Origin of the sequence: Tepidiforma sp., from assembly GCF_034433535.1 — a bacterium.
Lineage (GTDB): Bacteria > Chloroflexota > Dehalococcoidia > Tepidiformales > Tepidiformaceae > Tepidiforma.
Window position 1 is genome coordinate 15,669 of record NZ_DAOUAO010000187.1, and the last position, 13,616, is coordinate 29,284.

At 70.8% G+C, this 13,616-nt stretch carries 15 protein-coding genes; 12 read left to right on the plus strand and 3 right to left on the minus strand.

Annotated features, from left to right (window positions below; translation table 11 throughout):
- A complete protein-coding gene (locus VAE46_RS09760; protein ID WP_322796744.1) occupies positions 1 to 414 on the plus strand; it encodes a TIGR03618 family F420-dependent PPOX class oxidoreductase in 414 nt (137 codons plus the stop codon).
- Positions 411 to 1,115: an HAD family hydrolase gene (locus VAE46_RS09765; RefSeq protein WP_322796745.1), complete on the plus strand. Its 705-nt coding sequence runs from the start codon at positions 411 to 413 to the stop codon at positions 1,113 to 1,115. The genes VAE46_RS09760 and VAE46_RS09765 overlap by 4 nt, the downstream gene beginning before the upstream one ends.
- Here the strand turns inward: VAE46_RS09765 and VAE46_RS09770 are convergent.
- Both VAE46_RS09770 and VAE46_RS09775 read right to left on the minus strand, forming a co-directional pair.
- The gene (locus tag VAE46_RS09770; RefSeq protein WP_322796746.1) at positions 1,112 to 1,738 is read right to left on the minus strand and encodes a TetR/AcrR family transcriptional regulator; all 627 of its coding nucleotides are present in this window, start codon (positions 1,736 to 1,738) and stop codon (positions 1,112 to 1,114) included. The genes VAE46_RS09765 and VAE46_RS09770 overlap by 4 nt on opposite strands.
- A gap of 87 nt (positions 1,739 to 1,825) precedes the next feature.
- Positions 1,826 to 2,665, minus strand: coding sequence for an alpha/beta fold hydrolase (locus VAE46_RS09775; RefSeq protein WP_322796747.1), 840 nt, complete (start codon positions 2,663 to 2,665; stop codon positions 1,826 to 1,828).
- A gap of 89 nt (positions 2,666 to 2,754) precedes the next feature.
- On the opposite strand from VAE46_RS09775, the gene VAE46_RS09780 reads away from it, so the two are divergent.
- Together VAE46_RS09780 and murJ are read left to right on the plus strand one after the other, a co-directional pair.
- Complete coding sequence (locus tag VAE46_RS09780; protein ID WP_322796748.1) at positions 2,755 to 5,526, plus strand: glycoside hydrolase family 38 C-terminal domain-containing protein; 2,772 nt, start codon at positions 2,755 to 2,757, stop codon at positions 5,524 to 5,526.
- A gap of 26 nt (positions 5,527 to 5,552) precedes the next feature.
- The gene (murJ, locus tag VAE46_RS09785) at positions 5,553 to 7,151 is read left to right on the plus strand and encodes a murein biosynthesis integral membrane protein MurJ (RefSeq protein WP_322796749.1); all 1,599 of its coding nucleotides are present in this window, start codon (positions 5,553 to 5,555) and stop codon (positions 7,149 to 7,151) included.
- Positions 7,152 to 7,167: 16 nt separating this feature from the next.
- On the opposite strand, the gene VAE46_RS09790 is transcribed toward murJ, so the two are convergent.
- Positions 7,168 to 7,995: an enoyl-CoA hydratase-related protein gene (locus tag VAE46_RS09790; protein WP_322796750.1), complete on the minus strand. Its 828-nt coding sequence runs from the start codon at positions 7,993 to 7,995 to the stop codon at positions 7,168 to 7,170.
- A 125-nt stretch (positions 7,996 to 8,120) separates the two neighbouring features.
- Between VAE46_RS09790 and VAE46_RS09795 the strand changes: the two genes are divergently transcribed.
- The 8 genes from VAE46_RS09795 (at position 8,121) to pheA (ending at position 13,613) form a co-directional block, all read left to right on the plus strand.
- Positions 8,121 to 9,152 carry an aspartate-semialdehyde dehydrogenase gene (locus tag VAE46_RS09795; RefSeq protein WP_322796751.1) on the plus strand — a complete coding sequence of 344 codons (1,032 nt, stop codon included), beginning with the start codon at positions 8,121 to 8,123 and terminating at the stop codon, positions 9,150 to 9,152.
- A 75-nt stretch (positions 9,153 to 9,227) separates the two neighbouring features.
- Entirely contained in the window at positions 9,228 to 10,205 is a 978-nt protein-coding gene (locus VAE46_RS09800; protein ID WP_322796752.1) for an SDR family NAD(P)-dependent oxidoreductase, read from the plus strand.
- Positions 10,206 to 10,739: 534 nt separating this feature from the next.
- Positions 10,740 to 10,955 carry an acetyl-CoA carboxylase biotin carboxyl carrier protein subunit gene (locus tag VAE46_RS09805; protein WP_322796753.1) on the plus strand — a complete coding sequence of 72 codons (216 nt, stop codon included), beginning with the start codon at positions 10,740 to 10,742 and terminating at the stop codon, positions 10,953 to 10,955.
- Positions 10,956 to 11,010: 55 nt separating this feature from the next.
- The gene (locus VAE46_RS09810) at positions 11,011 to 11,199 is read left to right on the plus strand and encodes a hypothetical protein (RefSeq protein WP_322796754.1); all 189 of its coding nucleotides are present in this window, start codon (positions 11,011 to 11,013) and stop codon (positions 11,197 to 11,199) included.
- A 33-nt stretch (positions 11,200 to 11,232) separates the two neighbouring features.
- Positions 11,233 to 11,700 carry a universal stress protein gene (locus VAE46_RS09815; RefSeq protein WP_322796755.1) on the plus strand — a complete coding sequence of 156 codons (468 nt, stop codon included), beginning with the start codon at positions 11,233 to 11,235 and terminating at the stop codon, positions 11,698 to 11,700.
- Entirely contained in the window at positions 11,697 to 12,110 is a 414-nt protein-coding gene (locus VAE46_RS09820) for a TrkA family potassium uptake protein (RefSeq protein ID WP_322796756.1), read from the plus strand. The genes VAE46_RS09815 and VAE46_RS09820 overlap by 4 nt, the downstream gene beginning before the upstream one ends.
- A 2-nt stretch (positions 12,111 to 12,112) precedes the next feature.
- Positions 12,113 to 12,787 carry a TrkA family potassium uptake protein gene (locus tag VAE46_RS09825; RefSeq protein WP_322796757.1) on the plus strand — a complete coding sequence of 225 codons (675 nt, stop codon included), beginning with the start codon at positions 12,113 to 12,115 and terminating at the stop codon, positions 12,785 to 12,787.
- Positions 12,788 to 12,791: 4 nt separating this feature from the next.
- A complete protein-coding gene (gene pheA, locus VAE46_RS09830; protein ID WP_322796758.1) occupies positions 12,792 to 13,613 on the plus strand; it encodes a prephenate dehydratase in 822 nt (273 codons plus the stop codon).
- Positions 13,614 to 13,616: the final 3 nt, after the last annotated feature.

Consider the following 13,616-nt stretch of genomic DNA (forward strand, 5'->3'; position numbering starts at 1 on the left):
ATGCCCGCCAGGATCCCGCCGACGGCGGCAGCGTTCCTCGAGGCGGCCACCTGGCCCGGCGTGCTGACCACCCTGGGCCCCGACGGCTGGCCGCGCGCCTCGAGCGTCTGGTTCGCGCTGCGGGAGGGCTGCATCGTGATCTCCACGCCGGCGGGGCGGCCCAAGGCGGCGAACGCAGCCGCCGACCGGCGCGTTTCGTTCCTCGTGGATACCCGCGAGCGCCCCTACCGCGGGGTGGCCATCGAAGGGCTGGCCACGGTGACCCCCGACCCCGGCGCGGAAACGGTCCGGGCCATCGGCCGCCGCTACCTGGGCGATGCCCTCCCGCCGGAGTTCGAGGCGCGCATCGCTGCCGCTGAGCGGGTGGTCCTCGTGATCGAACCGGTGCGGGTGCGCACATGGGGCCTGGGTTGACCGGCCCGCGCCCGCGGGCGCTGCTGCTCGACCTGGGGGATACGGTCTTTCGCCTGGACCCGCTCCCGGACCTGGCGGAGCCGCTGGCCGCCCGGCTCGCCGCGCTCGACGTTCCCGACCCCGCTGCCGCTGCGCGGCGCATGCTGGGGGCGTTCGAATCGGCGGCGCGGGCGTCGTACGAACGGGGCGATACCATCGAGCGACCCGCCAGCGAGCTGGTCCTCGCGGAGCCCGGCCTGGCCGGGAGCTGGATGCAGGACGCCGCCCCGGCGCTCGACGACGCCATCGGAGAGGCCGACGTTCTCCGCTGGCTGCCGCCGCCCGGCAGAGCTGCGCTGCTGCAGGAGCTGCGCCAGCGCGGTTTTCGCCTCGTGTATGTCTCGAACACGCTCACGGCAGGCGAGCGGATGCGCGCGCGCCTCGGTGAGCTCGGCCTGCTGGAGGCGGCGCAGGGGGCGGTGTTCTCGGTCGAGCTGGGGGTGCGCAAGCCGGGCCCGGCGATTTACCGGGCGGCGCTCGCCCTGGCGGGCGTGGACCCCGCGGAGGCGCTGTTCATCGGCGACCGCGTGCGCGAAGACGTGGAAGGCCCGCAGGCGGTCGGCATTCCGGCCCTGCTGACGCACGAGTTTCGACAGGAGGAGCCGCGAGGAGCGGCGGTCATCCGCAGTCTCGAAGCGCTGCTGAGCCTGCCCCCGCCCTAGCCGTCGACCTCGGAGAAGACGGGGAAGCGGCGAGTCAGGTGCGAGACAAAGGCATCCTCGGCGTTGCGGGCGGCGAGGTCGAGGTCGAAGCCGTCCCGGTCGAGCAGCCATTGGAAGGCGATGCCGATGATGGTGCCGATGTGGTTGGCGGCGGCCGCTTCGGGGTCGATATCGAGGCGGAAGGCGCCGCTCTGCTGGCCGCGCCGGACCGTCTCGGCGGTCGCCCGGCGGAAGTCGCGGTAGAGATCGCGCAGGCGCTCGGCGAGGCCGGGGTCGACCCGCGCGCTTGCGGTGAAGTGCAGGAAGACGTCGTAGGTGGTCGACTCCTTGCGCGCCATCAGGATGGCGGTGCGCGTGATCATGCGCAGGCGGTAAATCGGGTCGAGGCCGGGGTTGAGCGAGCTGGCCACCGTATCGACAAAGACCTCGCGGCAGCGGTCGAGGACGCCGGCGAGCAGCTCCGCCTTATCGCCGAAGTGGTAGGAAACGAGCCCCCGGCTGACGCCGGCCGCCTTGCTGATTTCGTCGATCGAGGTTTCCTGCCACCCCTTCTCGCCCATCACCCGTACCGTTGCGTCGATGATCTGGCGGCGGCGCTCCGCCGTGATGCTCGCACGTCCCATGGGGCAGGTTCTCCGGGTGCAGGTACGCGCCGGGGCCAGTCGCGTCCGCGGTGGAATCTACCATGACAGGCTGCGGTTTGGAACGGCCTACCCGACGGTGCTGCGCCCGGCGACCTCGCGGCCGTCTTCGAGGTCGCGGAAGAAGCGGATGAGCTCGCGCGAGAACCGTTCCGGCTGGAGCACGGGCACGCCGTGGCCGGTGGCGCGGAACATCACCTGCCGCGCCCGCGGCAGCTCGCGGCACATCACCTCCGCCGCGCTGCGAACCGGGTCATCTTCGCCGAAGCAGACCATCACCGGCATCGTCAGCCGCGCGCCGATGACCGGCAGCAGGTTCGGCCGCTCGCGGCGGACCTTCGCGCAGCCGACCCAGCCGGCGGCGGAGATGCGCGCGTAGCGCTCGCGCAGGCCGCGGGCGAGGAACGGGTCGGAGATGGTGGCGGCGGCCCTGCGCCCCAGCTCCATCGTCCCGAAGCGGGCGACCACCTCGGTCGTCGCCTCGATGCGGCGCTCCCGCTCGCGGTAGCGCTCGTCGTAGTCCGGGTGGTCGTAGGCGGCGGAGGTATCGGTCAGCACCAGCCCGGCGAGCCGCCCGGGCGCATCGACCGCGTACTGGAGGGCGATCATGCCGCCGAAGCTGCACCCCACGAGCACGCAAAGGTCGACCCCGAGGTGGTCGAGCAGGGCGCCGACATCGCCGGCGAGCAGCTCTGCGGTGTAGAGCGACAGGTCTTCGGGCGCGGCGCTCTGCCCGTGGCCGCGGAGATCCATCGCGATGACCGCGTAGTCGCCGGCGATCCGCTCGACCACGGGGTGCCACATGCGCAGGTCGCTGGTGAAGCCGTGGAGGAGGACCACCGCGGGGGCCTCGGGGTCGCCCCAGGTTTCGTAGGCGAAGGTGAGCCCATCGTGCTCGAAGGTCGGCATCCGACGCATGCAACACCGCCCGGGGCCAAGGCGCAAGCATCGCCCTCGCGCGCCCCGTAGAATGCCGCCAGCCCCCAGGGGAGCGCCCCATGGACCGCGTCGTGTATGTCGTGCCGCACTGCCACTGGGACCGTGAGTGGTATCAGCCGTACGAGCTGTTCCGCTGGCGCCTCGTGCAGATGATCGATGAGCTGCTCGACCACATGGAGGCGCACCCGGAGTACCGCTGCTTCAACCTCGATGGCCAGTCGATCGTGATTGCCGACTACCTCGAGCTGCGGCCGGAGCAGGAAGGCCGGCTGCGGGCGCTCATCGAGGAAGGGCGCATCGTGATCGGACCGTGGTGGGTGCAGCCCGATGAGTTCCTGCCCTCGGGCGAATCGCACATCCGCAGCTTCCAGCGCGGCATCCGCTTCGCCGAACGCATGGGCGGCTGCCTGCGGGTGGGGCACTGCGCCGACCAGTTCGGGCACATCGCCCAGATGCCCCAGCTGATGCGCCAGCTCGGGCTCACCAGCGCCTGCCTCTGGCGCGGCGTGCCCGATGCCGTCCCCGGCTGGAGCTTCTGGTGGGAAGCCCCCGACGGCACCCGCGTGCCGGTCCTCTACCTCCGCAACAGCTACTCGAGCGGCTGGCGGCTGCCGAAGGACCCGGACGAGCTGATCGAACGCACCCGCCGGCAGGAGCGCGACCTCCGCCCCGGCCTCCCGGCGCTGCTCATGAACGGCACCGACCACTCCCGGATGGAGCCGCACGTCCCGGCGGCGCTGGCGGCGGCCTCCGGCCGCGGCTATGACTACCGGCTCGCGACGCTGGCCGAGTACGAAGCGGCCGTCTTCGCCGCCGGCATCGATGACGTGGTCCGCCGGGGCGAGCTGCGCTCCCCCGACCGCTCGAACATCCTCGTCGGGGTGCTCTCGACGCGGGTGCCGATTAAGCTGCGCGACTTCGAGGTTTCGCGCGCGCTGGAGCGGTACGCGGAGCCGCTTGAGCTGCTCGGCCGGTTGCACGGCGGCCCCGACGGGCTCCCCGCGCTGCGCCACGCCTGGTCGCTCGCGCTCGAAAACACGCCTCACGATTCCATCTGCGGCTGCAGCGTCGACCAGGTGCATCGCGAGATGTTCCCCCGCTACGACCGGGCGGAGCAGCTGGCGATGCAGGTCGCGCGGGAGGGCGCGGCGCACGTCATCCGGCGGATGGAGGTCCCCGAGCCCGGCGGGCTGGCGATCCTCCGGCCCGTGGCCGGCGCGCCGGCGACCATCGAAGCGAACGTGCCCGCCGCGTGGGCCGCGTTCGATGCCCTGCGCCTGCCCGGCGGGCAGCTGGTGCCGTTCGCGCTCGAGCCGAGGGAGCAGGGGCTCGTCTTGCAGCACGAGGAGGTCTCGCCCCGGGGCGTGCTGCGCCACCTCGATTTCCTCCGCGAGCAGCGGTACGACGTCCACGCCATCGAGGCGATGGCGTGGGAGCTCGAGGGCTCGCACCTGCGCGTCACCACCACCGTGGGGCCGGACATCACCGTGGTCGACGAGGACGGCCTCCGGGAAGAGGTTCGCAACGCGGTGTTAAGCGGCGCCGCCGAGACCGCTGAGGTGCTGGTCCGCGAGAGCCAGCGCGCCACCCTGAGGGCCGTGCTGCCGCCCGCAGAGGCCGTCGGGCTGGAGCTGGCGGTGCCGGTTCGCCTCGACGGGGCCGCGCCGCCGGCCCGGCCGCCCTCGGCCCGGAGGATCGCCAACGAATGGTTCGAGGTTCGCCTGCGCGGGCACCGGCTCGACGTCATCGACCGCGCGAGCGGCCGCCGCTACGAGGATGTCTGCCGCTTCGTTTCCGAAGGTGACCGCGGCGATGAGTACAACGCCGATATCCTGCCGGACCCGGTGGCGGAGCCGGCCGGGGTCACGCTCCACGGGACGCTGGCGACCCCGGCCTGCCAGGAGCTGCGCTACACCCTGGCCTACGACCTGCCGGCCCGGCTGGCGCGCTCCCGAACCCGCCGCAGCCGCCGCGCGCGCGTCCTGGAGCCCATTTCGGTGACGGTCCGGCTCTGGCACGACCTCCGCCGGGTCGATTTCCACGTGGCGGTGACGAACCTGGCGCGGGACCACCGCCTGCGCGCGCTCTTTCCGCTGCCCGGCCCGGTGACCGCCGCGATCACCGAGAACCAGTTCCATGTGGCGGAGCGCCCGCTCGAACCGCCGCCCTGGAACGGCCAGAGCGCCGAGCTCCCGCCGACCACCTTCCCGCAAAAGTGTTTCGCCGCGTTCGAAGCCGGCGGCGCCGGCCTCGCGGTCTTCAACCGCGGGCTGCAGGAGGGCGAGGTGGTCACGTTCGCGGGCCGGCAGTGGTACGCCCTCACGCTCCTGCGCTGCGTCGGCTGGCTCTCCCGCATCGACCTCCGCAGCCGGCGGGGCGGCGCCGGCCCGATGATCGCCACCGTGGACAGCCAGCTCATCGGAACCCACGCGTTCAGCTTCGCGCTCGCCACATATGAGGGCCCCTGGGACGATGCCGGCATCCACCGCGCAGCCCACGCCTTCGCCGCACCCCCGATCGGCTGGGCGACGAACGCCCACGAGGGCTCGCTCGATGGCCAGGTCGCGCTCCTCGCGCTCGAGGGCGACGCCGTCCTCAGCGTGGCGCACCGGAGCGAGGAGACCGGCGAGCCGGTGGTGCGGGTGTTCGCCGGCCCGACGGGCGGACCGGTTCGGCTGTGCGTTCCACCGGCCGCAGACTCCGAGGCGCTCCGGGTCGACCTGCTCGAGCGGAACCCTGAGCCGCTTCCGCGGGAGGGCGAGGGCTGGTTCCTGCACCTCCGTCCGTGGGAGATCGCGAGCATCCTGCTGCGCACCGCGGGGCGTTCGTAGCCGCCCGGCGACGTAGCATGCGGGGCATGGCCGGCGAAGACGTCGCCCCGGCAGGACGCACCGGCGAACGGGCCGGCGGGCTCGCGCTGGCGGCCGCGATCGTGGCCGCGGGATTCATCGGCTCCCGGCTGCTGGGCGTGGTGCGGACCATCGTCATCGCGAAGGTGTTCGGCGCATCGCCGGAGCTCGATGCCTACAACGTCGCCTTCCGCGTGCCCGACCTCATCTTCCAGGTGCTGGCAGGGGCGACCCTCGGGAGCGCCTTCATCCCCGTCTTCGCCCGCACGTTCGAACGGGAGGGCGCGCAGGCGGCCTGGCTGCTGGCTGCCCGGGTGCTCAACCTCGTGGTGGTGGCCACCGCGCTGCTGTGCGCGGCGGCGTTCGTGGCCGCGCCGGTACTGGTGCCGCTGCTCGCCCCCGGCCTCGGCGACGATATCGGGCGCTCCGCTGAACTGACCGGGAAGGCCGTCACCCTCACGCGGGTCATGCTGGCCTCCACGCTGCTGTTCGCCGCCAGCGGCATGCTCACCGGGATGCTCAACGGCCGGGAGCGGTTCCTCGCGCCGGCGCTCGCGCCGATGCTCTACAACCTCGGCATCATCTTCGGTGCGGCGGCGCTGGGCGAACGCTGGGGCGTGAACGGCCTCGCGGTCGGGGTAGTGCTCGGGGCGGCGATGCACCTCGGCGTGCAGGTTCCGCCGCTGCTGGCTGCGGGGTTCCGGCCGCGCGCGGTACTCGGCTGGAGCGACCCCGCCGTGCGGGAGGTGGCCCGCCTGATGGGCCCCCGGGTCATTGGGCTGGCCGCAGCCCAGTTCAACTTCGTGGTCACCGGGTTCTTCGCTTCCCGGGTCGGCGCCTCGGCGATCTCGACCGTCACCTACGCGTGGCTGCTGGCCGGGCTGCCGCTGGCCCTCTTCGGCATGGCGCTTTCGACCGCCGTCTTTCCCCGGCTGGCCGGCCACGCGGCCCGGGAGGACCTCGACGAGCTGGGCCGAACGGTGTCGCGCGTGCTCCGGCTGATCATGGTGCTGACGGTGCCCGCGGCGATCGGGCTCGCATTGCTTCGCGAGCCGGTGGTGGTCCTGCTGCTCGAACGGGGCGCCTTCACCCGCGCCGATTCGCTGCTCACCGCGGCCGCGCTCGGCTGGTACTGCCTCGGCATCGTCCCGCAGGCCGGCATCGAAATCCACAGCCGGGGGTTCTACGCGCTGGGGGACACGCGCACCCCGGTCGCGCTGGCGGTGGTCGCGGTGGCGGCGAACCTGCTGATGGCGGCCCTCCTCTGGGAGCCCTACGGCGTGCGGGGCCTCGCCTTCGCCGTCGGGGCGGCCTCGTGGCTGGAGTGGCTGGGGCTGTACGCGCTGTACCTGCGCCGAACCGGCTGGCAGGCCGCCCCGGAGCTGGGCGCGCTCGCCCGGGTGGCCCTTGCCGGCGCGGTGATGGCCCTCCCGGTGGCGCTGATCGCCGGGCTGTGGCGCCCGGGCGGCATGGCGAACGCGCTTGCCACCGTCCTGCTGGGCGCGACTATCGGCGGGGCGGTCTACGCCGCGGCCGCGCTGGCCCTCGGCGTGGACGAGGCGCGCGACCTCCTCGGCCGGGCGGTGCGCCTCGCCCGGGCTCGCTGAGCTCGACCGTGCTGCGCTACTGCCCCGGCGGCCGCAGCCCCGGGCGCTCGCCGCGCAGCCCGCGCAGGGCCAGGTCAACGCCGCCGAGGCGCCGCTCGCCGGGCACCCGGTGCTCGCCCCGGTTGGCCATCATCACGAGATAATCCGAAAGCCCCGATTCGAGCGAGCTGGTATAGCCCATCAGGTCCTGGGCTTTGTTGGCGGCCACCTTCGACATCCGGACCACCACCGGGTTGTTTTCGGCCACGCGCAGCGCGTAGTTGACCGTCTCGCGCTCGAGCTCGTCCGGTTCGAACACGCGGTTGACGAAGCCGAGCGACTGGGCCTCCTCGGCCGTGATGAAACGGCTTTCGAACATGAGCTCCTTGGCCTTGCGCACGCCGATGTCGTACGGCAGGGAGAAGTACTCCAGCAGTGCGGGCAGGAAGAGCGCGGTGCGGCTGGCGAAGACGAGGTCGACGCAGGCGGCCATCATCCAGCCGGCGAAGATGCAGTAGCCCTCGACCATGGCGATGGTCGGCTTCGGGGCGTTGCGCCACTTGAGGAGGAGGTCGAGGTTGTAGTGCTTGAAGGTGTTGTAGAACTCGATGCCGGCCTCGCCGATGCCGCGGGCGGCGCGGTCGTCGAGCTGCTCCGGCGTGCCGAGGTCGTGGCCGCTGGAGAAGTTGCCGCCGGCTCCGCGCGTGATGATCACCCGCACCGCGGGGTCGGCCATGGCCAGGTCCATGGCGCGGTCGTACTCATCGAGGAGCCGCCATGACTGGGCGTTGCGGTAGCGCGGGCGGTTGAAGGTGATCCAGGCGATGGGCCCATCGGTCTGGTAGAGGATGTCGTGGAACTCCACCGGTCGCCTCCTGGGGAAGGGATGCGCGGGGAGTGTAGCCGCACGCGGAGTGACCCGCTCGCATTTTCCGGGTGCGCGCCCGGGGCTACCATGGCCTGAAACACCAGCACACACGGAGCGCCCGGATGGACGCCTACAACATCACGGTGGTCGGCGGGAGCGGCCTCGTCGGCCAGGAATTTCTGAAGCTCCTCGATGAGCGCAACATCCCGGTCGGGCGGCTCCGGCTGCTGGCTACCGCCCGCTCCGCCGGGCGCACGGTCGAATTCCGCGGCCAAACCATCACCATCGAGGAAACGACGCCCGAGAGCTTCGGGCCCGACGACCACATCGTCTTCCTCTCGGCCTCGGGGAGCGCCTCGAAGCAGTATGCCCCGATTGCGGCAAGCCGGGGGAGCTTCGTGATCGACGACTCCAGCGCCTACCGCATGGACCCCAACGTGCCGCTGGTCATCCCCGAGATCAACGCCGATGACCTCGCCTGGCACCGGGGCATCGTCAGCCAGCCGAACTGCACCACCACGCCGATGCTGCTGGCGCTCGCGCCAATCCACCGGGTGAACCCGCTGCGGCGCGTCATCGTCAGCACCTACCAGGCGGTGGCCGGAGCGGGCGCGGCGGCCGTGGAGGGGCTTCGCCGCGAGACCGAGGCCGCCCTCGCCGGCCGGCACGAGCCGAGCGGCACCCAGAAGCGCGAGATCGCCTTCAACGCCGTCCCGCAGATCGATGTCTTCGCGGAGGACGGTTACACGAAGGAAGAGATCAAGATGGCCAACGAAACCCGGAAGATCCTCCACGCCCCGGAGGTGGCGGTCAGTGCGACGTGCGTCCGCATCCCCACGTTCTTCGGGCACGCGATGTCGGTCTGGGCGGAATTCGAGCGCCCCATCGATGCGGCCGAGGCCCGGCGGCTGATGGAGGGCGCGCCCGGGCTCACCCTGATGGACGACCCTGCCCGCGAACAGTACCCCACCCCGATGGACGCCGCAGGGACCGATGCCGTGCTCGTCGGGCGCCTGCGCAACGATACCTCGAAGCCGGGCGGCATCACCTTCTGGACGGTGACCGACAGTATCCGCAAGGGGGCAGCCACGAACGTCGTGCAGATCATCGAGGAGGCCGCGCGCCGCGGCCTGATCCGCCCGGCTGGGTCCTAGCCCGCTTCGGACCCACACCTGCGCTATAGGCGGAAGCTCTGCCATAATGCGGACCAATACCTTCGGAGTTCGCACATGGCATTCACCGTCAACCCTGAGAAGTTTCGCTTCCCCGAGGAGTTCCGCGCGGGCGTCAAGGGCAAGCGCGTCCTGATCTCCGGCGCCGGCAAGGATGGCGGCCTCGGGCAGTCGTTCGCGCTGGCCGCCGGCCTCAACGGCGCGGAGAGCGTCGCGGTGCATTTCCACTCGTCGTATGACGATGGCCTGGACCTGGTCGACTACCTGCGCTCCCAGGGCGTGAACGCGTTCCCGCTGCAGGCCGATGTGACCAACATGGGCGACCTCTGGGCGAGCCGCAGTTATGTCATTGAGAAGATGGGCGGGATCCCGAACCTGGTCATCTGCAATTCGGGCCTGACCGAAAAGGGCTACTCCTTCGGCCGTTCGCTGCGGGAGATCGAAGGGGAGTCGATGGCGATGCGCCGCGCCCGGGTCCGGCAGGCGTTCATCAACAACCTCAACGAGACCCGCCTCGTGCTCGACACGAAAATCGACGGCTTCATGGCGATGACGCACCTGTGGTCGGGCGAGGCGGTGTACGCCAACGAGCCGCTGCAGATCGTGTACATCTCCTCCCGCCAGGCGATCGACCCCGGCGTGAGCGTCCCGGGCTACGCGATCGCGAACTGGGCGGTGCTCCAGCTGCCGAAGGTGCTGCAGGTGAACCTCGGGCGGAGCGCCGAGCTGGTCTCGGCCTTCTCCGTGCTCTACCCCTTCGTCCGCACCGGCATGACGAACGAGTACGCGGAAAACCCGAAGGTCTTCGGGCGGTGGCAGCCGCGCATGCTCGAGACCTACGAAGCCGCCGAGGGCTTCATGCAGCTGCTGGCCCAGCCGAAAGAGACCACCAACCTCGGCATGTTCGAAGCGATCGTCGAGCCGCTGCCGGAGAAGGGCGAGCGCGCGGTGAAGTTCACCTGGAAGCAGGTGCGCTTCCACATCGAAGAGGAGCTGACGCCGTTCAGCGCCAACCGGCCGCTCGAATTCGCCTGAGGCGGCATAACGTTCGCGCGCGGGGCGCCCACCGGGACCCCTGCCGGGAATCTGCACTCGACGGAACGGCGACCGGAATATCAAAGGTTTGTGAAGGTCGCCCGGACCTGTCATAAGTTGCTTGGAAGCCGGCGCCGCGCCGGAGTACCTTGCGCGGCGTTGGAGGCGGGGTGGTCGGGCGGGGCGCCCGCCGGCGCACGAGGGGCGCAAGCTCCGAAGGCGCCAGCACGCCGGGACGAGTCACGGCTCGAGCCGGCGAGCAGGCAGCGGGGGTCCAGGGGCGGCAGCAGCGTTGCCCGCCGGGCAGAGCTGAAGCCGAAACGCCCCGGCGGAACCGCTGCAGGCGCGGCCCGCGGAGGCCCGGCGGTCGTGCCGCCGGCATCCAGCGCCCGATTGACGTCCTCCAACAGCACCAGGGGGCCGCTTCCTCCTTCCAGGGGACCGGAGCGGCCCCTTCGCATGCGCGGGCCGGCTGGAACGCCCGGGTTCGGGACCGTAGGATGCGCTCGACCATCTCAGCACAGGGGTATCGCCATGCCCGCCGAGCTGCCCGCTCCGATGACCGGCACCATCAAGGAGATCCGCACGGCCCCCGGCCAGCAGGTGACCGCCGGCCAGGAAGTGTTCATCGTGGAATCGATGAAGATGGAGATCCCGGTCGAGGCCGATCAGGGCGGCGTGGTGGCCGAGGTGCTGGTCCGTGAGGGAGACCGGGTGGAGCAGGGTCAGCCGCTGCTCCGCCTCGCCTGACGGCGCCGCACGATTTGCTGTTCGTTGGCCGGGGCGTAGCATGGGTCGCGGGCGTGTGCCGCGCCCGGCAGAACGCATGCGCACCGCGAACTTCATTTTTTCGATTGTCTCGATCGTCCTGGGCGTGGTCCTGATCCTCTTCCTGCTGACCCAGGCGGTAGAGTGGAATATTGGGATGGCGATCGGCGTGGTCCTGATTCTCAACGGGGCGATTCGGCTGTGGTTCGCACAGGACGACCGGTGACCGCAGGGGCAGCCTCCCGGGGCGTGCGCCGCCATGGATAACTGGCGCACCTTCCTGGTGCCGGTGACCTGCTCGCGGGCGAGCATGGAGGCCGTCCAGGTGGCCGCCTCCCTCGCAAAGGCCCGTCGTGCGCAGGTGGTCCTGGTGCACGTGATCGAAGTCCGCCGTTCGCTGCCGCTGAACGCCGAGCTCGACGCTGAGACGCGCCGCGGCGAGCAGGTCATCCAGCGCGCGGAGGCCGCTGCTGCCGCCGCCGGCTGCCCCTCCGCCCGCGGCATCCTCGTGCAGGCGCGCGAGGCCGGGCCGGCGCTGCTGGAGGAGGCCCGCGACCGCAACGCCGACGTCATCATCCTCGGGCTGCCGCCGTTCGAAGGCGAAGACCGCCCCTTCGCGCTGGGCAGGACGGCCGAATTCCTCCTGCGGCATGCGCCCTGCGAGGTCTGGCTCATTCGCCGGCCGATGCGCGATATTCCCGACCCCGGAGGTTTCGAGACGCCATGAAGGTCATCATCATGGGCTGTGGCCGCCTCGGCTCCCGCATCGCAACGATGCTCGAGCAGCAGGGCCACGCCGTCACGGTCGTGGATATCACCGAGAGCGCTTTCCGGCGCCTGCCGGAGTCGTTCGGGGGGAAACGCGTTGTCGGCAACGGGATGGACGTGGCCACCCTCGAGCGCGCCGGCATCCGCGATGCCGACGCCTTCATCGCGGTGACGCAGGGCGACAACCGCAACTACTTCGCCAGCCAGGTGGCACGCGAGGTGTACGGCGTGCGGCGCGTGCTCTGCCGGGTCTACGATCCCGTGAGGGAGGGGATCTTCCGTGAACTGGGCCTCGAAACCTTTAGCCCGACCAGCTACGGCGCCCAGATCATGGTCGATATGCTCATGAACGAGCCGGTGAGGAGGTAGGCATGTACATCATCATCGGCGGCGGCGGCAAAGTTGGGTTCCACCTGGCGCTCGAGCTGCTCCAACAGGGGCACGAGTTGCTCGTCATCGAACGCGACCCCCTCCGGGTGTCGAACATCCGGGAGGAGCTGGCGGGGAACGTGCTGCACGGCGATTGCTGCGAGGCCACCACCCTCGATGTCGCCGGGATCAGCCGTGCCGACCTCGTGGCAGCGGTCACCGGCGACGACGAAGACAACCTCGTGATGTGCGATATCGCCCGCTACCGCGGGGTGAAGCGCACGATCGCCCGCATCAACAACCCCCGCAATGAACTGATCTTCCGCAAGCGCGGCATCGAAACGACCATCTCCGCCACCCAGGCCGTGCTCGCACAAATCGAACAGGAGCTTCCGACCCAGGCGATGATCCCGCTGCTGCAGCTGCACTCAGGGCTCGAGCTCATCGAGGTGAAGCTGCCCGAGACCTCGCCGGTGGTGGGGCGCTCGGTGCGCGAGATCCTGCTGCCGGCGGAATCACTCATCTCGCTGGTGGTGGACCCGGGCGGCGTGCCGCGCATGCCCAGCGGCGACACCCGCCTGCACGCCGGCGATGCGCTGGTGGTTGTCGCGCCTAAGGAAAGCCTCGAGATGCTGCGCGAGCAGCTCGTGGGCTCGACGCACGGGCTGGATACCTGACCCGATGGTGCGCCTCGCCTACCTTGGTCCGCCCGGCACATTCGGGGAGCTCGCGGCAATCACGTTCGCGCCCGAGGCTGAGCTCATGCCCTTCCCCTCGCACGCTGCGGTAGCTGCGGCCGTGGAATCTGGCATGGCCGACCTCGGGGTCGTTGCCATCGAGAATCTCATCAACGGGTCTGTCCAGGAGACGCTCGATATCCTCATCCACGAGACCGACCTGCAAATCCAGGCCGAACTCTTCGTCCCCGTGCGGCATTGCCTCGTCGCAAAGCCGGGCACCCGCCCGGCCGACGTTCGCGTCATCTACTCGCATCCGCAGGCGCTCGGCCAGTGCCGCAAGTTCCTCGAGCGCTGCTTCCCGAAGGCCCAGGCCGAAGCGGCCCTCTCCACCACCGAGGCGGTCGAGCTGGCCCTGCGCCGGGATGGAGACGCCGCGGCGATTGCTACGGAGCGGGCCGCGCAGCTCACGGGGGCCGAGGTGCTCGCCCGCGATATTCAGGACTCTGACAACAACGTGACCCGCTTCCTGGTGCTTGGCCGCGGGCTGCCGGCCCCCACCGGGCGCGACCGCACGTCGATCGCATTCACCCTCGCCGAAGACCGGCCCGGCGCCCTGGCCAGCGTGCTCAACGCCCTCGCCGCGGCAAACATCAACTGCACGAAGGTCGAGAGCCGGCCCACCAAGGCCACGTTCGGCGAATACGTCTTCCTGATCGACTTCGAGGGGCACCAGGACGACCCCCACGTACGACCCGTCCTGGAACAGGTCCGCCAGCTGTGCTCGGACCTCAAGGTCTTCGGGAGCTACCCACGGGCGAGGTAGCGA